Origin of the sequence: Synechococcus sp. HJ21-Hayes, from assembly GCF_024345835.1 — a bacterium.
Lineage (GTDB): Bacteria > Cyanobacteriota > Cyanobacteriia > PCC-6307 > Cyanobiaceae > Vulcanococcus.
The window spans coordinates 177545-198990 of the sequence record NZ_JAGQBW010000003.1; the positions used below are offsets into that span (position 1 = coordinate 177545).

General features: G+C 62.8%; 17 protein-coding genes. 15 read left to right on the forward strand and 2 right to left on the reverse strand.

Annotated features, from left to right (window positions below):
• Positions 1-75 precede the first annotated feature (75 nt).
• On the forward strand, positions 76-2241 hold the full coding sequence (gene glyS, locus KBZ14_RS04165) for a glycine--tRNA ligase subunit beta (protein WP_255117034.1): 2166 nt from the start codon (positions 76-78) through the stop codon (positions 2239-2241).
• A 116-nt stretch (positions 2242-2357) separates the two neighbouring features.
• On the forward strand, positions 2358-3470 hold the full coding sequence (locus KBZ14_RS04170; RefSeq protein WP_255117035.1) for a fatty acid desaturase: 1113 nt from the start codon (positions 2358-2360) through the stop codon (positions 3468-3470).
• 74 nt (positions 3471-3544) lie between these two features.
• Here the strand turns inward: KBZ14_RS04170 and chlP are convergent, their stop codons facing one another.
• On the reverse strand, positions 3545-4933 hold the full coding sequence (gene chlP / locus KBZ14_RS04175) for a geranylgeranyl reductase (protein ID WP_255117036.1): 1389 nt from the start codon (positions 4931-4933) through the stop codon (positions 3545-3547).
• A 111-nt stretch (positions 4934-5044) separates the two neighbouring features.
• Between chlP and KBZ14_RS04180 the strand changes: the two genes are divergently transcribed.
• From KBZ14_RS04180 to ccsB, 8 genes are all read left to right on the forward strand, one after another.
• Positions 5045-5791 (forward strand): M15 family metallopeptidase, encoded by a 747-nt coding sequence (locus KBZ14_RS04180; protein ID WP_255117037.1) that lies wholly within the window; start codon positions 5045-5047, stop codon positions 5789-5791.
• The gene (locus KBZ14_RS04185; protein WP_255117038.1) at positions 5791-8322 is read left to right on the forward strand and encodes a U32 family peptidase; all 2532 of its coding nucleotides are present in this window, start codon (positions 5791-5793) and stop codon (positions 8320-8322) included. Before KBZ14_RS04180 ends, KBZ14_RS04185 begins: the two co-directional genes overlap by 1 nt.
• A gap of 206 nt (positions 8323-8528) precedes the next feature.
• Positions 8529-10337, forward strand: a complete 1809-nt coding sequence (gene typA / locus KBZ14_RS04190) for a translational GTPase TypA (protein ID WP_255117039.1) — start codon at positions 8529-8531, stop codon at positions 10335-10337.
• A 23-nt stretch (positions 10338-10360) separates the two neighbouring features.
• Entirely contained in the window at positions 10361-10744 is a 384-nt protein-coding gene (locus KBZ14_RS04195; protein ID WP_255117040.1) for a DUF309 domain-containing protein, read from the forward strand.
• Positions 10745-11132: 388 nt separating this feature from the next.
• Positions 11133-11498 (forward strand): LptA/OstA family protein, encoded by a 366-nt coding sequence (locus tag KBZ14_RS15820; RefSeq protein WP_315856125.1) that lies wholly within the window; start codon positions 11133-11135, stop codon positions 11496-11498.
• Positions 11495-12223: an LPS export ABC transporter ATP-binding protein gene (gene lptB / locus KBZ14_RS04205; protein WP_255117041.1), complete on the forward strand. Its 729-nt coding sequence runs from the start codon at positions 11495-11497 to the stop codon at positions 12221-12223. Before KBZ14_RS15820 ends, lptB begins: the two co-directional genes overlap by 4 nt.
• Positions 12224-12234: 11 nt before the next feature.
• Entirely contained in the window at positions 12235-13425 is a 1191-nt protein-coding gene (locus KBZ14_RS04210; protein ID WP_255117081.1) for an LptF/LptG family permease, read from the forward strand.
• Positions 13426-13481: 56 nt separating this feature from the next.
• The gene (ccsB, locus tag KBZ14_RS04215; protein ID WP_255117042.1) at positions 13482-14396 is read left to right on the forward strand and encodes a c-type cytochrome biogenesis protein CcsB; all 915 of its coding nucleotides are present in this window, start codon (positions 13482-13484) and stop codon (positions 14394-14396) included.
• Positions 14397-14481: 85 nt separating this feature from the next.
• Here the strand turns inward: ccsB and rpe are convergent, their stop codons facing one another.
• Positions 14482-15165, reverse strand: a complete 684-nt coding sequence (gene rpe, locus KBZ14_RS04220; protein WP_255117043.1) for a ribulose-phosphate 3-epimerase — start codon at positions 15163-15165, stop codon at positions 14482-14484.
• Between the two features lie 209 nt (positions 15166-15374).
• On the opposite strand from rpe, the gene glpX reads away from it, so the two are divergent.
• The 5 genes from glpX to pgl all read left to right on the forward strand — a co-directional run bounded on the left by glpX (position 15375) and on the right by pgl (position 21422).
• On the forward strand, positions 15375-16379 hold the full coding sequence (glpX, locus tag KBZ14_RS04225) for a class II fructose-bisphosphatase (RefSeq protein ID WP_255117044.1): 1005 nt from the start codon (positions 15375-15377) through the stop codon (positions 16377-16379).
• A 36-nt stretch (positions 16380-16415) separates the two neighbouring features.
• Positions 16416-17723 carry a glutamyl-tRNA reductase gene (locus KBZ14_RS04230; protein WP_255117045.1) on the forward strand — a complete coding sequence of 436 codons (1308 nt, stop codon included), beginning with the start codon at positions 16416-16418 and terminating at the stop codon, positions 17721-17723.
• Positions 17724-17865: 142 nt separating this feature from the next.
• Positions 17866-19161 carry a glucose-1-phosphate adenylyltransferase gene (locus KBZ14_RS04235; protein WP_255117046.1) on the forward strand — a complete coding sequence of 432 codons (1296 nt, stop codon included), beginning with the start codon at positions 17866-17868 and terminating at the stop codon, positions 19159-19161.
• Positions 19162-19267: 106 nt separating this feature from the next.
• Complete coding sequence (gene gndA / locus KBZ14_RS04240) at positions 19268-20686, forward strand: NADP-dependent phosphogluconate dehydrogenase (protein ID WP_255117082.1); 1419 nt, start codon at positions 19268-19270, stop codon at positions 20684-20686.
• Between the two features lie 13 nt (positions 20687-20699).
• Positions 20700-21422: a 6-phosphogluconolactonase gene (pgl, locus tag KBZ14_RS04245; protein ID WP_255117047.1), complete on the forward strand. Its 723-nt coding sequence runs from the start codon at positions 20700-20702 to the stop codon at positions 21420-21422.
• Positions 21423-21446: the final 24 nt, after the last annotated feature.

Sequence of the window (21446 nt, forward strand, 5' to 3'; positions counted from 1 at the left end):
CGACCGTAGCGAAACGGGCGCAGGGCTTCGGGCGCAGGGCTTTCAATACAGTGCTTGGCTGCCGTGGCCTGCTCTGTGTCGACCTTTCTTCTTGAGATTGGAACCGAGGAGCTCCCCGCCGATTTCGCACGCCTTGCCCTGCCACAGCTGGAGCAGAGGGTCCGCTCCGACCTGGCAGAGCAGCGTCTGGGCCATGGGTTGATCCACTGCACCAGCACCCCACGCCGGCTGGCTCTGCTGGTGGAGGAGTTGCCAGCCAACGCCGCCGATCTCGAGGAAGACCGCAAGGGGCCCCCCGCAGGCCAGGCCTTCAAGGATGGGATGCCCACCCAGGCGGCGATCGGCTTTGCCAAGCGCTGTGGCATTGAGCCCGCTGCCCTGGAGGTTCGCGACACTCCGAAGGGCCCGTTTGTGTTTGCCCGTGTCCTGGAGCAGGGACGCTCCAGTGTGGAGGTGCTGGCCGAACACATTCCCCAGTGGATCCAGGCGTTGCAGGGACGTCGCTTTATGCGTTGGGGCGAGGGGGAGAGTCGTTTTTCCCGCCCGGTGCGCTGGTTGGTGGCGCTGCTGGATTCAGCCGTGATTCCCGTCACGCTTCAGGGCAGTGATCCGCTGGTCCAGGCCGGCAACCTGAGCCGTGGCCATCGCCTGCTGGCCGACTCCGTGGTGATCCCTTCTGCCCAGGCTTACGCCGAGACCCTCGCGGGGGTGGGCGTGGAGGTGCAACGCAGCAGTCGAGCCGATTCCATTCGCTCTGCCGTTACCCAGGCGGCTGGCGCCCTGCAGGGCCGTCCCGACCTGCCAGACAACCTCTTTGAAGAGCTCACGGACCTGGTGGAAGCCCCTATGCTGATCGAGGGTTCTGTGGATGGCCACTACCTGGGCCTACCCGCGGAAGTGCTCAGCACGGTGATGCGATCCCACCAGCGCTATGTGCCCCTCTACCGCCAAGACGCTGCGGTTGACCCCCTCGCCCTGGAGGCCAGCACCAGCCTGTTGCCCACGTTCCTGTTCATCGGTAATGGCCTGCCCGCCGCCACCGAGACGGTGCGCCGTGGCAATGAACGCGTGCTCAAGGCACGCCTGGCGGATGCCGAATTCTTTCTGCAGGCCGATCGAGCCGTGCCCAGCATCGACCGCCGTGATCAGCTCGCCCGGGTCACCTTTGCCGAGGGGCTCGGTTCCCTCCGCGATCGGGTGGAACGGCTGGAGTGGCTCACCGATGTGGTGCTCGAGCAGCTGAACCTGGCCCAGACGGCCGCAGAGCATGCCCGCCGTGCCGCGCACCTCTGTAAACACGATCTGGTGAGCCAGATGGTGGGCGAGTTCCCCGAGCTGCAGGGGCTGATGGGGGGCAAGTATCTGTTGGCCGAGGGTGAACACCGTGGGGTGGCTCTGGCCGTGGTGGAGCACTACCTGCCCAAAGGTGCTGGCGACCAGCTGCCCAGCTCCGACGCCGGCGCGGTGGTGGCACTAGCCGAACGTCTTGAGCTGTTGTTAAGCATCTATGCCAAGGGGGAGCGTCCCAGCGGCTCCTCCGATCCTTATGCCCTGCGCCGGGCCGGCAATGGCCTTTTGCAGATTCTCTGGAACCGCGGCTGGAGCTTCGATCTGCTGGCCTTGCTGGAACGGGCCACCGTTCATTGGGGCCAGTTGCTGCCGCACTTCCAGGTGGATGCGGCTGGCCTTAGCGCTGAATTGGCTGAGTTTTTGCGCCAGCGCCTGGTGAGCCTGCTGGAGGAGGAGAGCTTCGATCCGGATCTTGTTCAGGCCGTGGCAGGTGACGGCGTGGCTCTGGAGAGGGTGATCCGAGATCCCGGCGATGTCCGCCAGCGGGTGGAGCTGCTTTCAGAGCTTCGCCTCACGGGGGATCTCGCCGCTGTTCAGGCTGTGGTGACTCGAGCAGCCCGTTTGGCGGACAAGGGAACCCTGGAGCCTGCCGTGCTCAGTGCCACTGGGGTTGTGGATCCTGCGCTGTTTGAACAGCCCAGTGAAGCCGCCATGCTCGCGGTGCTGAGTGGACTGGAGCCGATCGCCACCGGACCCTCCGCTAATCGCTATCGCGAGTTGGCGGTGGGGCTGAGCGCCGGTGCAGAGGCCCTGGCCGCCTTCTTTGACGGAGATTCCAGCGTGATGGTGATGGCCGACGACGCAGCCGTACGGACGAACCGACTGAATTTGTTGGGTGTGCTGCGCAACCAGGCGGCAGTTCTGGCGGATTTCCGCCGGATTTCCGGCTGATTGCAGGTCAGAGCTGCGTAGGCTGAGGCTTGAGCAGGTGACCTGGTGCACCTGAGTGCCAGGGCAATCACCTGAACTCCACGTCTTCCAGCCTCCAGGGCGTCACCGTACGTCCGATGTCCGTTCAGCCCCGCAGTCGCCGGGATTTCAACCTGGTGGGCTTCCGGCAGCGCGACAACCGCATCGCGGCCTGGCAACTGGTCACAACCCTGGTGCCAACCGCAGTGCTCTGGGCGATGGTGCCCTCCCTGGCAGCAGCACCCGGGGTCGTACGCCTGCTGCTGCTACCCGTCCTGGCTCTGCTGGTGTTGTTCTCCGCCCGCAGCTTTTCGCTGATGCATGACTGCGGCCATGATTCGCTGTGGTCGAGTCCCCAACTGAATCGCCTTACTGGCTTCCTGCTGGGTGGCGTGAATGCCATCCCCCAGTACCCCTGGTCACGGGGCCATGCCTTTCACCACAAACACAATGGCAACTGGGAGCTCTATCGCGGGCCCTCAGCGCTACTCAGTGTTGAGCAATTTCGAAAGCTGTCACCCGCTGAACAACGGCGCTATGCCATCACTAGGCATCCGTTGATGCTCTTCCCCGGTGGCTTCTTCTATCTCATCCTGCGGCCGAGGTTGCAGTTGATTCTGGGTGTGTGGCAATGGGGGGGCACCATGCTGCGGCATCTGGCCACCAATGGATGGCGAAAATGGACAGAGCTTCCCAGGCTCACCCGTGAGTTTCGTTCTGGCCATTGGTACACCGCCGGTGAGTTTTACGATCTCGTGCTGAACAATCTTGTTGTTCTCGGTAGCTGGTGGCTGATGGGCCGCTGGCTGGGCTACGGCCTGTTCTGGTCGTGCTACGCCACTGTGATGACCTTCTCGGCAGCCATCTTCATCTGTATCTTCTTTGTCCAGCACAACTACCCTGGTTCCTATGCCCATGGAACGGATGGGTGGAGTTATTTCAAGGGTGCCATTGATGGTAGTAGCAACCTGCTGCTGCCGCCAATTCTGAACTGGTTCTCCGCTGATATTGCCTTCCATAGTATTCACCATCTCTGTGAGCGGATTCCCAACTACCGGCTACGGGCCTGCCACGAAGCCCATGCCCACCTCCTAGAGAGCTGCACCTATTTGCGAATTCGAGATATTCCAGCCTGCTTCAGGCTGATTCTCTGGGATAGCCAAGCCAAGCAATTGGTGTCGATTCATACGGCTCTTCAAGCCAGTTTCTAGGCATAAAAAAGAACCTGGCTCCAGCCAGGTTCTTTTGAGAACTGACGCGCTAGCGCTTTGTCAAACGCTGAATCTCAGCCTTTGCCTGCGAGGGCCGGTTCACGCTCATCGTTTTCGGCTGCTGCTGAGGCGGTTTGGGCTGCTTTCTGCCCGCGCACCTTGATTCCGCCTTTGATGGTGCTCACTGCCAGCATCGCGTTCACTTCTGCGTCTTCGCGCACAGCGCTGGGTACGGGCTTGTAACCCTGAGGTGCCAAGGCGTTGCCGCGGAGAACAGACCCGAGGGTGAGCAGGGTGAGCTTGAGCTGCTGCCAGGGGTTCATGGTTACCACCCGCTTGTACAGGTAGCTGTCGAAGGTGAGGCGCTGCACGTCTTTGTCATCACACATCTCCACGAAAGCCTCGCGAGCCGCATCGTTGCGGTAGAAGATGTTTTGCAGGATTTCCAGAACCTTGTAGGTGGCACCGTATTGGCGGTCCCACTTCTTCAGGTATTTCTTGAGATCAGCCTCGGTGGGCACCTTGGTGCCACCTGCGCTGGATTCCACGATTTGCTCGGCACACATACGGCCGCTCTTAGCGGCAAAGTAGATGCCTTCACCAGAGCTCTTGGTCACGTAGCCGGCGGCATCACCCACGAGGGCCATGCGACCCACAACCCGGCGGGGGCGTGGATGCTCAGGAATCGGATGGGCTTCTACCTTGATCACTTCACCGTTCACGAGGCGCTTCTTGGCACGCTCGCGGATGCCCTCCTGCAGGCTCTTGATTAGGGCCTGATTGTTCTGCATGGTGCCGGTGCCCACCGCCACGTGGTCGTACTTGGGGAACACCCAGGCATAGAAATCAGGAGAAACGTCGGTGCCGACGTACATCTCAGCCAGGCTTTCGTAATACTTCATCTCCTCGGCAGGAAGCTTGATGCGCTCCTGAAAGGCGATGGCCACGTTGTAATCGCCGGCATCCATGGCCTTGGCCACACGGCTGTTGGCTCCGTCGGCGCCAATGATCAGATCCACCTCAAGGGTTTTGGCCTCACCGGTGGCCTCACCGGCGGCGTAGTCCGAATAGGTGAGGGTGTAAGGGCCCTGGCGGTTGGCACCGGTATCAATCTTGGTTACGAGACCGTTCACCAGGTGAGCACCCAGATCGGCGGCACGGTCGCGAAGGAAGGCATCCATCACCTCGCGACGGCACATGCCGATGTATTCGCCCTCGTTCTCCAGGTTGATGTCCACCTCGCGGTTGGAGGGGGAGATCATCTTCATGTTGCGGACCTTGCGGTCGATGATCGACTCAGGCAGGTCAAATTCGGCCACCATGCACAGGGGAATGGCGCCACCACAGGGCTTGGCGTTATCGAGTTTGCGCTCGAAGATCCAAGTTTGGATGCCGGCCTTGGCCAGCACTTCCGCAGCACAGGATCCGCTCGGGCCGCCGCCCACCACCGCGACTCGCAACATCTTGAAACCCGCTCCGCCAGAAGGATGTTGGGGCGAAGCTAACACTGTTGATTCGTCTGCTGCTGGCGTGTGTGAGCCATCGGCCTACGATCGGCCAACGCCAATGCTGGGGTGAGTCGGTTGCCAAGCGCCGGTCGGGTTCCGTCAGCCCTGAGGGACGACATCCCCCTGGCCCGTCGCACCGTGTCCCCGGCGCTCCGCCGCACGGGCGGTTTCCGCCGTGGCCTGGTGGCCGCCGCCCTGTTGCTCGGTGGCTGTGCCGCTGGACTGATTGTGTTTCCCCAGCCCCTACGTCGGCTGCTGGCACCGCCTCCCGTTCAGGGTTTGAGCGCTCGCCCGGGATTGGATGGCCGGTTGCTCGGCCACTTCCCCTATGGCGAGGCCACGGACGCTGATCTGGTGAGCATTGCCCCTGGCCTGGAGCTCCATGCCGATGCCGCAGAAGCTCTGGTGGCCATGCAGGAGGCAGCACGAGCTGAGGGCATTGACCTGCTGGTTCTGAGTGCTTTCCGTTCGATCGCCAGCCAGAAGCACATCTTTTTTGACGTGAAATCCGAGCGCAACCAGAGCGCCCAGCAACGGGCTCAGGTGAGTGCTCCACCTGGGTATTCAGAACACAGCACGGGCTATGCGGTGGATTTGGGCGATGCCCGCCGTCCCGCCACCAACCTCTCGGTGGCGTTTGAGACCACCGAGGCCTTTGCCTGGTTGCAGACCCATGCCAATCGCTTTCACTTTCGCCTGTCCTTTCCCGTTGGCAATGGCCAGGGCGTGAGCTACGAACCCTGGCACTGGCGCTTTGAGGGTTCGGCCGAGGCCCTCAAGACCTTTGAGCCAGCCCAGCGGTTGGATCGCTGATGGAGCCCCGCAAGGTCTTGCCGGAGTTGCTCGCTCCCGCTGGGTGCTGGGAGTCCCTCAAGGCCGCGGTGGCCAACGGTGCCGATGCGGTGTATTTCGGTGTTGAGGCGTTCAACGCCCGCCTGCGCGCTGAGAACTTTCGACAGGCCGACCTGTCGGAGGTGATGGACTGGCTGCATCGCCGAGGGGTGAAGGGGTTTCTCACCTTCAACGTGCTGGTGTTCCCGGATGAACTGGAGCAGGCGTCTCAGCTGTTGCTGGCGGCAGAAGCGGCTGGGGTGGATGCCCTGATCGTGCAGGACATCGGCCTCACCCAACTGGCCCAGCAGCTCACCCCCAGGCTTGCCCTGCACGCCTCCACGCAGATGTCGATTACCAGCAGTGCTGGGGTGGCCATGGCAGCGGAGCTGGGCTGTGAGCGGGTGGTTCTGGCCCGCGAGCTCACCCTCAAGGATTTCCGCCGGATCCGCCAGCAACTGGATCAACGCGGCCTACCGATCCCCCTGGAGGTGTTCGTGCATGGTGCCCTCTGCGTGGCCTATTCGGGCCAATGCCTTACCAGTGAAGCCTTGGGGCAACGCAGTGCCAACCGCGGTGAGTGCGCCCAGGCCTGCCGGCTTCCCTATCAATTGATCGTGGACGGTGAGGAGCGGGAGCTCGGCGATCAGCGCTACCTGCTGTCGCCCCAGGATCTAGCCGCCTGGGACTTGCTGCCCCAACTGGTGGAAGCAGGGATTGCCAGTCTCAAGATTGAAGGCCGCCTGAAGGACGCCACCTACGTGGCTGCGGTGACGGATGCCTATCGACAGGGGTTGGATCAATGCCGCCCTGACAGCCACCCTGAGAACTCCGCTGATCCACCGGATCAGCTGCGCCGCCACCTGGAACTGAGCTTTTCCAGGGGGCTCAGCAGTGGCTGGCTGGAGGGGGTGAATCACCGCAAGTTGGTGCACGGCCGCTGGAGCAAGAAGCGCGGCCCTTGGCTGGGACGACTTGAAGGCATAGAGCCTGGAGGCTGGCTGGTGCTGCGCAGCCTGACTCCCCTGAAACCTGGCGATGGGGTGGTGTTGGAGGTGGGCTCCACGGACCCCCTCCATCCTCCCCGCGAGGTGGGGGCACGGCTGATGGCAGTGGAGCCCCGTGCCGGCGGACGGCTGGCCCTCAGGCTTGGGCCGGGTCGCATCGACACAGCCGGGCTGGGCACCGGCAGCCCCTGCTGGCTCACCAGTGACCCGCAACTGGAGAAGACGTTCCAGCGGTTGGCCCAGCAACCTGTTCCGGAGCGCCGTCGATCCCTACCCATCCGCGTGCGGGGGCGCCTGGGCGAGCCGCTCATCCTCCAGGTGGAGGTGATTGAAGGAGTCCCCGGTGGCCCCTGGCAGGTGCATTCACAGCAGTCCCTGGAGCCCGCCCGCGGCGCCGGCCTGGATCACGAGCGCCTGGCGCAGCAGTTGGGGCGCCTGGGGGGCACCCCCTGGGAGCTGGGCTCCCTGGTGGTGGATCTGGAGGGCGAACTGTTCCTGCCCGTGGCGCAACTGAATCAGATGCGTCGTCAGTTGGTGGACTTGCTGGCACCAGCGGCCAGCAGGCCAGAACCGCCGGTGCAGGTAAGGCCGGCCAACAGCGTCACACCGGTTCTATCGGGCCCTGCCAAGAATGAGTCCCTGCAGAAGCACGAGGCTGGGGATCCGCAACTCAGCGTGCTGGTGCGCAGCCTTGATCAGCTCGAGGCCCTGCTGGACCAACCCGTGTATCGGGTGATTGCCGATCTGGAGCAGCCGGCCCAGCTTCGCCAGGCCGTTGCCATCGGCCGTGGGGCCTGGCCTGGGGGAATCTGGCTCACGGGGCCGCGCATCTGCCGGCCTGATGAGCAGTGGAGCCTGGCGCCGCTGCTGAAGGCCCAAGCCGATGGCTATCTGGTGCGCAATGCCGACCAGCTGGAGCAGCTCACGGCTCTGGCCCCCTGCATGGGCGATTTCTCGCTGAACGTGGCAAATCCGCTCACGGCCCGCTGGTTCCTGGAGCGCTGGGGGCTTGAGCGCATTACCGCCAGCTACGACCTGGCCCTCGACCAGGTGCTGCAACTCGTGGCGGGCTGTGCCGCGGGGTCTGTGGAGCTCACCCTGCACCAGCACATGCCCCTGTTTCACATGGAGCATTGCCTGTTCTGCGCCTTCCTCTCCGACGGCCATGACCACACCGATTGTGGCCGTCCCTGTGACCAGCACACCGTTCTCCTGCGCGACCGCAGCGGCGCGGAGCATCCGCTGCGTGCCGACCTTGGCTGCCGCAACACGCTGTTCAACGGCACCGCCCAGACGGCCGCTGAGGCCATTCCCCAGTTTCGACGCGCCGGCGTGCGCCACTTCCGCCTCGAACTGCTGCAGGACAGCCCTGCGGATGCCACCCGTCGGGTTGAGCTCTATCGCCAGGCCCTGGCTGGGCAGATCAGTGGCCGTGAGGTGTGGCAGCGGGAGCAATTGGAAAGCCGCCTGGGGGTCACCCGAGGCACCCTGACCCGCCGCCGATGAGGGCTGAGATACGATGGCGCCATCGAACCGTAGGGGTCATCGGTCTGTCTTCCATTCAAGACGCCTTCTACCAGGGTGTCTTTGCGCGGCGGCGTTCTCAGTAACCGAAAAAATCCACGTCCTGGCCGGAAGCTGTACAGCTTTCGTGGTCATGTAGACGAACCTCCAGTCGATTCTTCATCCGAGTCATCATCGAGACAACATTTATGAGCGGCGAGCACAAAGGCACTCCGATCCGCAACATCGCGATCATTGCCCACGTTGACCACGGCAAGACCACCCTTGTGGATGCGCTGCTCGGCCAGTCGGGCATCTTCCGCGAAGGTGAAGCGGTGCCAACGTGCATCCTCGACTCCAACGATCTGGAGCGGGAGCGGGGTATCACGATCCTGTCCAAGAACACCGCTGTTGATTACAACGGCATCCGCATCAACATTGTGGACACCCCTGGCCACGCCGACTTCGGCGGCGAGGTGGAACGTGTGCTGGGCATGGTGGATGGCTGCCTGCTGATCGTGGATGCCAACGAGGGGCCTATGCCCCAGACCCGCTTTGTGCTCAAGAAGGCGCTGGAGAAGGGCCTGCGTCCGATCGTCTTCGTGAACAAGATCGACCGCGCTCGGGTGGATCCTGAGCAGGCCGTGGACAAGGTGCTCGACCTCTTCCTGGAGCTCGGCGCCGACGATGACCAGTGCGACTTTCCCTACCTGTTTGGTAGCGGCATGGGCGGCTATGCCAAGCCGGACATGAAGACCGAGAGCGAGACCATGAAGCCGCTCTTTGACGCGATTCTGCGCCATGTTCCGCCCCCGGTGGGCGACCCCGAGAAGCCCCTGCAACTGCAGGTCACCACCCTCGACTACTCCGACTTCCTGGGTCGGATCATGATTGGCCGTATTCACAACGGCACCATCAAGGGCGGACAACCCGCGGCTTTGATCCGTGACGACGGCAGCATCAAGCGTGGCCGGATCAGCAAACTGCTGGGTTTCCAGGGCCTTCAGCGGGTGGAGATCGCCGAGGCCCGCGCTGGGGATCTCGTGGCCGTGGCCGGCTTCGATGAGGTGAACATCGGCGAGACAATCGCCTGCCCGGATCACCCCGAAGCGCTCCCCCTGATCAAGGTGGACGAGCCCACCTTGCAGATGACCTTCGTGGTCAACGACTCGCCCTTCGCCGGTAAGGAAGGCAAATTCGTCACCAGCCGTCAGCTGCGCGACCGCCTACAGCGCGAGCTGCTCACCAACGTGGCCCTGCGGGTTGAAGACACCGATTCTCCCGATCGCTTCGCTGTCAGCGGCCGTGGTGAGCTCCACCTCGGCATCCTGATCGAAACCATGCGCCGGGAGGGCTATGAGTTCCAGGTGAGCCAGCCTCAGGTGATTTTCCGCACCATCGATGGCACCCCGAGCGAGCCCTTCGAAACCCTCGTGATGGATGTGCCCGAGGAGTCTGTGGGCGCCTGCATCGAGAAGCTCGGCATTCGCAAGGGCGAGATGCAGAACATGGAGAACACCAACGATGGTCGCACCCAGCTGGAGTTCGTGGTGCCCTCCCGCGGCCTGATCGGCTTCCGCGGCGAGTTCATCCGCGCCACCCGCGGCGAAGGGATCATGAGCCATTCCTTCCTGGACTACCGCCCCATGCAGGGCGATCTGGAGGCCCGCCGCAACGGCGTGTTGGTGTCCTTCGAGGAGGGAACTGCCACCTTCTATGCCCTCAAGGGTGCCGAGGACCGCGGTCAGTTCTTCATTACCCCAGGCACCAAGGTCTACAAGGGGATGATCGTGGGCGAACACAACCGTCCACCCGATCTCGAGCTGAACGTCTGCAAGGCGAAGCAGGTCACCAACATTCGCTCCGCGGGTGCTGAAGTGTTGGACACCCTCCAATCCCCGATCCAGATGACCCTGGAGCGGGCTCTGGAGTACATCGGTCCCGACGAGATGCTGGAGGTCACTCCCGAGTCGATCCGTCTGCGCAAACTGCCCGCCAAGAAAGCCGCCAAGCGCTGAGCGCTTCCCTCCGCTCACCACCGATGGATGAGGAAACCAGCCTGATGGCCGATCCCCGCTTCGGGGAAGCCGTCAGGCTTTTCAATGCCGGCGAATGGTATGCCTGCCACGACGGCTTTGAGGAGCTCTGGCATGAAACCCAGGGTCCGTGTCGGAAAGCCCTGCAGGGCGTGCTGCAAATCGCCGTGGCCCAGCTCCATCTCGAGCGGGGCAATCTCCGCGGAGCCACCGTGTTGTTTGGGGAGGGGATCGGACGTCTCAGGCCCTACGGCACTTCGGTGCTGGGCTGGAGCCTCGATCCGCTCCTGGATGCGGCGCAGCGGCGGCTGCGGGTGCTGCAGCAGGGCCTTGATCCTGCGGAGGAACCTCTGCCCCAACTTGTCGGCGCCATGGATCGGGATCGCTGAAATGTCAAACGAACCGGGCTCTACATTGCATCCACTCAGGGTTTGGGGAACAGGGTTGGTTGCACAACAGGGCCGGGTCAACCCCACACGCAGAGCATCCGCAGGGTTACGCCTTGTTCTGGCTGGTGTCAGTGCCGCCAACCTTGTGCTCGGCCCCGTTGAGGTCTGGGCTCAACGGCGCATGCCCGTGATTGCGTCGCCAGTTCCGGCCCCTCCAGATGCTGCCCCTGGGAGCGCACCTCCTAGGCCGCTGGCTGAGTCAGCCGCTTTCAGCTCATCAGCCCCTGAGCCCGTCATTACCCCCGCTGCTCAAGCTCCCGCTCAGATCAACACGGGCCTTGTCACCATCGAGTCCGATCTGCAGAAGACAGATCAAGCCACCGGTGTGGTGACGGCCACGGGTAACGTTCGGATCGTCTACCCCGATCAACGGGTTGTGGCGACGTCCCGGCAGGCTCAGTACTTCAGTAAAGAAGGCCGGGTGGTGCTCAGCGGTGATGTGGACATTGTGCAGGAGGGTGGCAATCTGCTCCGCGCTAACCAGGTGGTGTACTTCCTGGATTCTGAGCGTCTCATCGCCATGCCTCCTGAAGGCCAGCAGGTGTTCAGCCGAGTGCGGATCACCACGCTTCAGGCTGAGCAACCCCCGAAGGGCGTTGTGAACAAGCAGACCTTGCCCGCCACCAACACCCGGAGGATGTTTCCCATCAGTCCCATGGTCCAACCCGCTATTCAGCCCGGGGTTGAGCCATGAGCTTGGTGCTGGATCAAGTGGCTCTCACGATTGCGGGTCGCCCTCTGGTGAAAGGCGTGAGCCTCAGTCTCAATCCCGGTGAGGTGGTTGGTCTGCTGGGTCCCAACGGTGCGGGCAAAACCACCACGTTTAATCTGGTGACAGGTTTGCTGCGTCCAGATGCCGGTCAGGTGCTGATGGATGGCCTGGCGATCGCACACCTCTCCATGCCCAAGCGAGCGCGCCTCGGTATTGGTTACCTTCCCCAGGAAGCGAGTGTTTTTCGCACCCTCGATGTGCGTGACAACCTATTGCTCGCCTTGCAGGAAAGCGGAACACCCAGAACGCTTTGGCGCGAACGGGTGGAGCAACTGGTAGACGAATTTCATTTGCGGCCTTTTGTGCATCGCCGCGGATTCCAGCTCTCAGGTGGAGAGCGCCGCCGCTGCGAAGTTGCTCGAGCACTAGCTGTTGGAGAACAGGGCCCGCGTTATCTTTTGCTGGACGAGCCTTTCGCAGGCGTGGATCCCCTGGCAGTTTCCGATCTCCAGGGTTTGATCGGACGGCTGCGGGAGCGAGGTATGGGGGTTCTCATTACTGATCACAATGTGCGAGAGACTTTGGCAATCACTGATCGCGCTTATATCCTCACGGAGGGAAGTATTTTGGCTAGCGGGCCATCTCAAGACATGGCGAATGATCCGTTGGTCCGTCGTCACTATCTCGGTGAGGGATTCAGACTTTGACCATGACGCAAATGTCTCTGCCAGGGCCCCTGCATCGTGCCGTCAATCGTCTGCATCGTCAGTGGCTGCGCATACCGCTGATGGATCGGTGGCTTGCCAACGAACTTGTCGGGCCTTTGCTCTTCGGTATCGCAGCATTCACCACGGTGTCGCTTTCTGTGGGTGTGGTGTTCGAGCTTGTGCGCAAGGTGGCCGAGGCTGGCCTACCACTCCTGGCGGCTGGTCATGTGCTGTTCCTGCGGCTTCCTGGCTTCCTGGTGCTCTCGTTCCCGATGGCCACCCTCATGGCCACGCTGCTTGCCTACAGCCGGCTCTCCAGCACGAGTGAACTCACCGCCCTGCGAAGTATCGGCGTTGCCACATGGCGGATGGTGGCATCTGGGCTTGTGGTGGCCCTGTTGATGAGCCTGCTTACTTTTGTTTTTAATGACGCGATTGTGCCGAATGCCAACCTCTTGGCTTCCAGCACCCTGGATAATGCCTTGGGTCGAGCAATCTCAGCACAGCGCGGTCAAAATGTAGTTTACTCTCGGTTTGGTCGTGTTCGCCCAAGGGTTGCTGGTGGTGATGCTGGCGAAGGCTTGACTCAGTTGTTCTATGCCAAGGAATTCAAAGATGGCCAGATGGAGGGGGTTACCTTGTTGGACTTTTCTCTGGAATCCCAGCAACAGGTCTTGACGTCAAATCATGCTGTCTGGAACGACGCAAAGGCGATGTGGGAGTTTCGCAATGGACGAATCGTCACCATAGATGGTGAATCAAACTCGACAACCTCAGCCGTTTTTGATCGCTATTACTATCCCTTCACTAGGGCTCCACTTGAGCGCGCCCAGCTGCCCACTGATGCGGCTCAGATGACCGTGGCCCAGGCGATCCGAGCGGAGCAATTGCTGTTGCAGGCTGGGGATCAAAAGGAGGCTCGCAGGCTCCGGGTTCGGATCCAGGAGAAGTTCGCCTTTCCTGCGATCTGCCTGGTGTTTGGACTGATCGGAAGCAGCCTGGGGGTGCGACCTAATTCGCGCACGAGTCGCAGCCAGGGATTCGGCATCAGCGTGCTGCTGATCTTTGGTTACTACCTGATGTCGTTCATTTTCAGCTCCCTGGGCGTGAAGGGGACGCTGATGCCTTTCTTTGCAGCTTGGACCCCCGTGCTGATCGGTTTGGCCGGTGGCCTTGTGTTGCTCAAGCAGGCCAGCCGCTAAATGCCGCTGTGCCGCGGCAGACTGACTCCCTCATCCAGACCTCCCTCTCCATCCCTGTGACCGATCCGGTTCTGCTGCTGGGCCTGGGCGCCTTTGCTCTGTTGTTACTGGCCCTGCCCCTGTCCTTCTGGAGTGTCAGCGGCTCTGGCCAGGGCAGCAGTGTGGTGCGGCTGCTGGTGGCTGGTGCCAACCTCGCCCTTACGGCTCAGCTGGTACTGCGCTGGTGGCAGTCCGGCCACTTCCCGATCAGCAACCTTTACGAGTCGCTCTGTTTCCTGGCCTGGGCCTGCACCCTCACCCAGTTGCTGGTGGAGCGCTCGTACCCCTCACCCCTGGTGGCGGCAGCCTCCACACCGATCGGCCTGGGCTGTGTGGCTTTTGCCAGCTTCGCCTTGCCCGATCAACTCCAGCAGGCTGCCCCGCTCGTGCCTGCCCTCCGTTCCAGTTGGCTGATCATGCATGTGAGCGTGATCATGGTGAGCTACGCAGCCCTGCTGGTGGGCTCTCTGCTCTCAGCTGCCGTGTTGGTCACTGATCGTGGCCAATCGCTCGAGTTGCGTAGCAGCTCCATTGGCAGTGGTGGCTACCGCCAGGCTCAGCTGGCGGCCGATGGCGGCGCAGCTGGGCTCACCCTGTCCAGCAGCAGCATCTCCCTCAGCGAGCAGCTGGACAGCCTCAGTTATCGCACCATCACCGTCGGTTTCCTGCTGCTGTCGATCGGGATCGTGAGCGGTGCGGTGTGGGCGAATGAGGCCTGGGGCAGCTGGTGGAGCTGGGACCCGAAGGAAACCTGGGCTCTGATCTGCTGGCTGGTGTACGCCGCTTATCTCCACACCCGTCTCAGCCGCGGCTGGCAAGGTCGCCGTCCAGCCCTGGTGGCCGTTGCCGGTTTCGTGGTGATTTGCGTCTGCTACATCGGCGTGAACCTTCTGGGCATCGGCCTGCACAGCTATGGCTGGTTCCTGAGCTGAACACTCGCTTAAACCGCCACCTGGCACAAAAAAAGGGGGGCCTAGCCCCCCAAATCCACGGGTTTGTCCGAATTCAGGCCCGCGATCAGGCAGCCACGGCCACGGGACGCTTGCTATTCCGGATGCCCGTGATGGCGTCGGCGTAGCTGGGCTGGTTGAACACGCCTGATCCGCTCACGATCGCGTTGGCGCCCGCCTCGATCACCTTCCAGGCGTTCTCGGCCTTGATGCCGCCGTCCACCTCAATCCACGGGTCGAGGCCTCGCTCATCACACATCCGGCGCAGGTCGCGGATCTTCTGCACCTGGTTTTCGATGAAGCTCTGGCCGCCGAAGCCAGGGTTCACGCTCATCACCAGCACCAGATCGCACAGCTCCAGGCAGTACTCGAGCGTGTCGAGCGGGGTGCTGGGATTGAGCACCGCACCGGCCATTTTGCCGAGATCCTTGATCTGGGCGAGGTTGCGGTGCAGGTGGGGGCAAGCCTCTACCTGTACAGAAATGATGTCCGCACCAGCCTTGGCGAAGTCGGCCACGTACTTCTCGGGCTCCACGATCATCAGGTGCACATCCAGGGGCTTCTGGGTCACCGGGCGGAGGGCCTCCACAATCAGGGGACCGATCGTGATGTTGGGCACGAACCGGCCGTCCATCACATCCACGTGGATCCAGTCGGCGCCGGCCTCGTCAACGGCGCGAACGTCCTCACCCAGGCGGGAGAAGTCGGCCGAGAGGATCGACGGAGAGATCACCAGGGGCTTGGTGCTCATGGAGGGTCCTGCGGGGCGAAGGGAGTTGGGAATTGTAGGAATTGACCCGAACGGGCGTTCCAACGGGCCCACGCAGCCACCACTGATACAGTGAGCGGCGCTCAAAGCCTGAGAGCCCCTGCAGCTGCTGGAAGCTGAGCCCCACAGCCCACTCCCCGCCGCTTCGGCACCGCTCCCCCGCTCAAGCCCCTTCCCCCCGCCGGACTGCTGTGGATCGCACCCTTATCCAGGAAATTCTCGAGGTCGTCGAACAGGCCGCCATCGCCTCTGCTGAGCTGACCGGCCTGGGCAAGAAGGACGAGGCCGATGCCGCCGCCGTGGAGGCCATGCGCAAACGCATGGGGCAGATCCAGATGCAGGGCCGCATCGTGATCGGTGAAGGCGAGCGCGACGAAGCTCCGATGCTGTACATCGGTGAGGAAGTGGGCAGCGGCACCGGTCCTGGTGTGGACTTTGCGGTGGATCCCTGTGAGGGCACCAACCTCTGTGCCAACAGCCAGCGGGGCTCCATGGCGGTGCTGGCCGCTTCTGATCGCGGTGGCCTGTTCAATGCCCCCGACTTCTACATGAAGAAGCTGGCCGCACCCCCGGCTGCCAAGGGCAAGGTGGACATCCGTAAATCTGCCACCGAGAACATCCAGATCCTCAGCCAGTGCCTCGGCCTGGCCGTGAGCGAGCTCACCATCGTTGTGATGGACCGTGCTCGCCATAAGGACCTGATCGCCGAGATCCGTGCCACCGGTGCCCGGGTTCAGCCCATTTCCGACGGTGACGTGCAGGCCGCCATTGCCTGTGGTTTCGCCGGCACCGGCACCCACTGCCTGATGGGTATTGGTGCGGCTCCTGAAGGTGTGATCTCCGCTGCCGCCATGCGGGCCCTGGGCGGCCACTTCCAGGGTCAGCTGGTGTACGACCCCGCTGTGGCTCAAACCTCCGAGTGGGCTGACTACACCAAGGAAGGCAACATCGCCCGCCTCAATGAGATGGGCATCACCGATGTGGACAAGATCTACGAGGCCGAGGAGCTGGCCTCCGGTGAGAACGTGGTGTTCGCCGGTAGCGGCATCACCGATGGCCTGCTGTTCCACGGCGTGAAGTTCGAGAAGGACTGCACCCGCACCAGCTCCCTGGTGATCAGCACCCTGGATAACACGGCCCGCTTCACCAACACCATCCACATCAAGGACGGTGCCCAGAGCATCGCGCTGAGCTGAGTTCACCCCTAGTCAGCGCTATCGAGGTCTGCCTCCATGCACATCGCCGTCGTCGGCCTTAGCCACCGCACGGCCCCGGTGGAAATCCGGGAACGCCTCAGCATCGCTGAGCAGACCATGGAGGACTCCCTCCAGAAGCTGCGGGCGGATGAGCAAGTGCTGGAGGCCTCGATCCTCAGCACCTGCAATCGGCTGGAGATCTACACCCTGCTGCGCCATCCGGAGCAGGGTGTCACTGCCGTGGGATCGTTCCTGAGCGACCATTCGGGTCTGGACCTTGGGGAGCTCACCCCCCATTTGTTCACCTACCACCACGAGGAGGCCGTTGGCCACCTAATGCGCGTGGCGGCAGGCCTCGATTCACTGGTGTTGGGTGAGGGTCAGATCCTCTCCCAAGTGAAAAAAATGTATCGGCTCGGCCAGGAGCACCGCTCCATCGGGCCGATTCTCAACCGCTTGCTCAACCAGGCGGTGAGTACGGGCAAGCGGGTTCGTACTGAAACCAACCTTGGCACCGGGGCTGTGTCCATCAGTTCGGCTGCGGTGGAGTTGGCCCAACTGAAGGTGGGCCAAGCCCGCGGCGTTGACGATCTTGTGCCCCTCGATCAGGAGCAGATTGCCGTCGTTGGCGCCGGCAGGATGTCACGTCTGTTGCTCCAGCATCTCCAGGCCAAGGGGGCCAAGGGCGTGGTGCTGCTCAACCGCACCGTTGCCCGTGCGGAACTGATGGCCGCGGATTTCCCTGCCCTGCCGGTGCAGTGCCGTCCGCTCACGGATCTCGACCATTGCCTCAGCACCTGCTCGCTGGTGTTCACGAGCACTGCCGCCGATGAACCGATCATCACGGCCGAGCGGCTCTCCAAGCTGAACCGGCGTTCTTCACTGATGCTGGTCGACATCGGCGTGCCCCGCAACATCGCCGCCGATGTTAGTGGGCTCTCCGGCGTGGACTCCTTCGATGTGGACGACCTCCAGGAGGTGGTGGCCCGCAACCAGGAAGCCCGCCGTGAGATCGCTGCCGAAGCCGAAGGGCTCCTGCAGGAGGAGGGGCGCCAGTTTCTGGAATGGTGGGATGGTCTCGAGGCCGTGCCGGTGGTGAACCGCCTGCGCCTGCAGCTGGAAGACATTCGTGAACAGGAGCTGCAGAAGGCCTTGAGCCGCATGGGTCCCGATCTCTCCGCCAGGGAACGCAAGGTGGTTGAGGCCCTGAGCAAGGGCATCATCAACAAGATCCTGCATACCCCTGTCACCAACCTGCGGGCACCGCAGCCCCGGCAGCAGCGCCATGTGGCCATGAAGGTGATTCAGGATCTGTTTGAGCTCGAGGACGGACCGGCCGGCTGAGCGGCCCTCTCGAGGCTGCCATTCATCAGGGCGGATCCCACGGGACCCAAGAGATTTGGGTCAATGTGCTGCAGGAATCGACGCCACGCCTAGGGCATGGCGTAGGGTCTTCGAACCCTGAAAGATCAAGGGTGGAGGGGCAATGAAACGCGTTCTGGCCATCATTCTCGGCGGTGGTGCCGGTACTCGTCTTTACCCACTCACCAAGACGCGCGCCAAGCCTGCTGTGCCCTTGGCTGGCAAGTATCGTTTGATTGATATTCCCATTAGCAATTGCATCAATTCCGGCATCAATAAGATGTACGTGTTGACGCAATTCAACAGCGCATCGCTGAATCGCCACCTCACCCAGAGCTATAACCTCTCGGCGGGTTTTGGTCAGGGTTTTGTTGAGGTGTTGGCCGCCCAGCAGACCCCAGACAGCCCCAGCTGGTTTGAGGGCACGGCGGATGCCGTTCGCAAGTACCAGTGGCTGTTCCAGGAATGGGACGTGGATCACTACCTGATCCTTTCGGGAGATCAGCTCTACCGGATGGACTACAGCCTGTTCGTGGAGCACCACATCGCCACCGGTTCTGACATCAGCATCGGGGCTCTGCCGGTGGATGCGGCCCAGGCCGAGGGGTTTGGGCTGATGCATACCGACGACCGTGGTCGCATTCGTGAGTTCCGCGAGAAGCCCACTGGTGAAGCCCTCAAGGCGATGTGGGTGGATACCTCCCGCATGGGCTTGGCGCCCGAGGAGGCCCTGAAGCGCCCCTACCTGGCGTCGATGGGCATCTATGTGTTCAGCCGGGACACGCTGTTCGACCTGCTCAGCAAAAACCCCAGCTCCACCGATTTCGGCAAGGAGCTGATCCCTGCGGCCTTGGAGCGCGGAGATCATCTGCAGAGCTACCTCTTCGATGATTACTGGGAGGACATTGGGACCATCGGTGCCTTCTATGAGGCCAACATGGCCCTGACCGATCAGCCCAACCCCGCGTTCTCCTTCTACGACGAGAAGTTCCCGATTTACACCCGCCCCCGCTATCTGCCCCCCAGCAAGTTGCTGGACAGCCAGGTGACCCAGAGCATCATTGGCGAGGGCTCCATGCTCAAGGCTTGCTCCATCCACCACTGCGTGCTGGGGGTGCGGACCCGTGTGGAAGACGAAGTGGTGCTGCAGGACAGCCTGGTGATGGGTGCCGACTATTTCGAGTCGAGCGAGGAGCGGGCCGTGCTGCGGGAGCGTGGTGGCACCCCTCTTGGGGTGGGCCGTGGCACCACCGTGAAGCGAGCCATCCTCGACAAGAACGTGAGGATCGGTCGCGATGTGACCATCGTGAACAAGGATCGGGTGGAAGAAGCCGACCGGCCTGAACTCGGCTTCTACATTCGCAACGGCATCGTGGTGGTGGAGAAGAATGCCACCATCGGCGATGGCATGGTGATCTGAGCTAGGAGCGCCCTTGTGTGGGCGCTCTCTCACGGTTCGCTAACGCTGGCAGCAGGCACCGATGCGCATGGCCACACTGGCTGTGTCTTCAGCGGTACCGCTCCCTATGGACAAGGCCCACTTCGGTCTGATTGGCCTTGGCGTGATGGGTGAGAACCTCGTGCTCAATGCCGAGCGCAATGGCTTCTCCAGCGTCGTTTACAACCGCACCTACGCCAAAACCGAGGAGTTTCTGGCTGGTCGTGGCGCCGGCAAGCAGATCATCGGCGCCAGCTCCCTCGAGGATTTCGTGGCGAAGCTGGAGAAACCGCGACGGATCCTGATGATGATCAAGGCGGGCGAGCCCATCGACGCCATGATCCAGCAGATCTCCCCCCTACTCGAAGAGGGTGATTTGCTGATCGATGGCGGCAACTCCCTCTACACCGATACTGAACGGCGCGTGGCCGAGCTCGAGAGCAAGAGCTTCGGCTACATCGGCATGGGCGTGTCGGGTGGAGCCAAGGGTGCCCTTGAGGGGCCCAGCATGATGCCCGGTGGCACCCGAGCGGCCTATGACGCCATTGCCTCGTTGGTGTCCAAGATGGCGGCCCAGGTGAGCGATGGGCCCTGTGTCACCTACATCGGCCCCGGTGGAGCCGGCCACTTTGTTAAGACCGTTCACAACGGCATTGAGTACGGCATCGAGCAGATCCTGGCCGAGGCCTACGACCTGATGAAGCGCTCTGCCGGCATGGACGGCGAGGCCATGGCCGATGTGCTCGGCCAGTGGAACAGCACTGAAGAGCTCTCCTCCTTCCTGGTGGAGATCACCGAGATCTGCCTGCGCACCAAGGATCCCGCCACCGGTAACGATCTGGTGGAGATGATTGTGGATGCGGCGGGCCAAAAGGGCACAGGCCTTTGGACCGTGGAGAGCGCCCTGCAGATGGGGATTCCGGTGCCCACCATCTACGCCGCCCTCAATGCCCGGGTGTTGAGCTCCATGCGCCCCCAACGGATGGCGGCAGAGCCCCTGCTGGCTGCACCCTCGGGCGCTGAGCCCATCAACCTGGGCTCCCCCAGCGATGCCATGGCGCCGCTCATGGATGCCTGCGTGCTGGCCTCGATCGCCAGCTATGCCCAGGGCATGGCGCTGATGAAGGAGGCCTCCGAGCTGCACAACTACAACCTCGATCTCTCGGCCATCGGCCAGATCTGGAAGGGGGGCTGCATCATCCGCGCTCGCCTGCTGCAGCGCATCCAGGATGCCTACACCGCCAACCCCGCGCTGGCCAATCTGTTGGTGGATCCCTGGTTTGCCGAGCAGGTGAATCGCCGCGTCGCCGGTCTGCGGCAGGTGGTGGCCGGAGCAGCGCTCGCGGGCATCCCCGTGCCCTGCCTGAGCAGTTCCCTCGATTACATCGACAGCTACCGAACCGCCCGTCTGCCCCAAAACCTGGTGCAGGCCATGCGCGACTGCTTCGGGGCCCACACCTACGAACGGGTGGATCAACCCGGCAACTTCCACACGGAGTGGATGTGAGGAGGATGAAGCCATGGGCCCCATCCCTGTGACCTATCAACTGGAGATTGCAGCGGATGCGGAGCAACTGGCGCGCCTTGCCGCCGAGCGCATGGCCAGCCTGCTCGATCTCGCCCTGGATCAGCGCGACCGTGCCCAGATCGCCCTCTCCGGCGGCAGCACGCCAGCAGCGGCCTACCGGCTACTGAGTCAGCAGCATCTGCCCTGGTCACGGGTGGATGTGGTGTTGGGCGACGAGCGCTGGGTGCCCCGCAGTGATCCCGCCAGTAACGCCCGCATGCTGGAGGACACCCTCCTGGCCGCCGGGCCCGCCCAGGCGGCCCACTTTCATGCGGTGCCCACGGAACTGGAGAGTCCTGCAGCCACCGCTACGGCCTTCGAACAGTTCGTGCGGCAACTCTGCCCGGGTGATCCACCAGTGTTTGATGTGATGCTGTTGGGCCTTGGCGATGATGGCCACACGGCCTCCCTGTTTCCCGGCACCCCGGCCACCACTGTGCGCAACCAGGCGGTGACAATCGGCACAGGAAAGGGGCTCGAGCGCATCACCCTCACGGCCCCTGTGCTCAGCGCGTCCCGCCAGGTGATTTTTCTGGTGAGTGGTGCGGCCAAGGCAGAGGCCCTGCGCCGCTTGCTGGATCCCAGTGAGTCGCCCGACCGCACCCCGGCCAAATTGGTGCAGCCCCGCAGCCCCGTGCTCGTGTTGGCTGATGCCGCCGCCGCCGCCGGGCTCTGAGCAGTGCGATCCTCACCCTATGGA

Bases quoted from the DNA above. Each gene is read 5' to 3' on its own strand.
- typA (WP_255117039.1), top strand. From the start codon at position 8,529: ATGAGCGGCGAGCACAAAGGCACTCCGATCCGCAACATCGCGATCATT.
- KBZ14_RS04230 (WP_255117045.1), top strand. From the start codon at position 16,416: ATGCACATCGCCGTCGTCGGCCTTAGCCACCGCACGGCCCCGGTGGAA.
- gndA (WP_255117082.1), top strand. From the start codon at position 19,268: ATGGACAAGGCCCACTTCGGTCTGATTGGCCTTGGCGTGATGGGTGAG.
- lptB (WP_255117041.1), top strand. From the start codon at position 11,495: ATGAGCTTGGTGCTGGATCAAGTGGCTCTCACGATTGCGGGTCGCCCT.
- KBZ14_RS04185 (WP_255117038.1), top strand. From the start codon at position 5,791: ATGGAGCCCCGCAAGGTCTTGCCGGAGTTGCTCGCTCCCGCTGGGTGC.
- KBZ14_RS04195 (WP_255117040.1), top strand. From the start codon at position 10,361: ATGGATGAGGAAACCAGCCTGATGGCCGATCCCCGCTTCGGGGAAGCC.
- KBZ14_RS04170 (WP_255117035.1), top strand. From the start codon at position 2,358: ATGTCCGTTCAGCCCCGCAGTCGCCGGGATTTCAACCTGGTGGGCTTC.
- KBZ14_RS04235 (WP_255117046.1), top strand. From the start codon at position 17,866: ATGAAACGCGTTCTGGCCATCATTCTCGGCGGTGGTGCCGGTACTCGT.
- chlP (WP_255117036.1), bottom strand. From the start codon at position 4,933: ATGTTGCGAGTCGCGGTGGTGGGCGGCGGCCCGAGCGGATCCTGTGCT.
- rpe (WP_255117043.1), bottom strand. From the start codon at position 15,165: ATGAGCACCAAGCCCCTGGTGATCTCTCCGTCGATCCTCTCGGCCGAC.
- pgl (WP_255117047.1), top strand. From the start codon at position 20,700: ATGGGCCCCATCCCTGTGACCTATCAACTGGAGATTGCAGCGGATGCG.
- KBZ14_RS04210 (WP_255117081.1), top strand. From the start codon at position 12,235: ATGTCTCTGCCAGGGCCCCTGCATCGTGCCGTCAATCGTCTGCATCGT.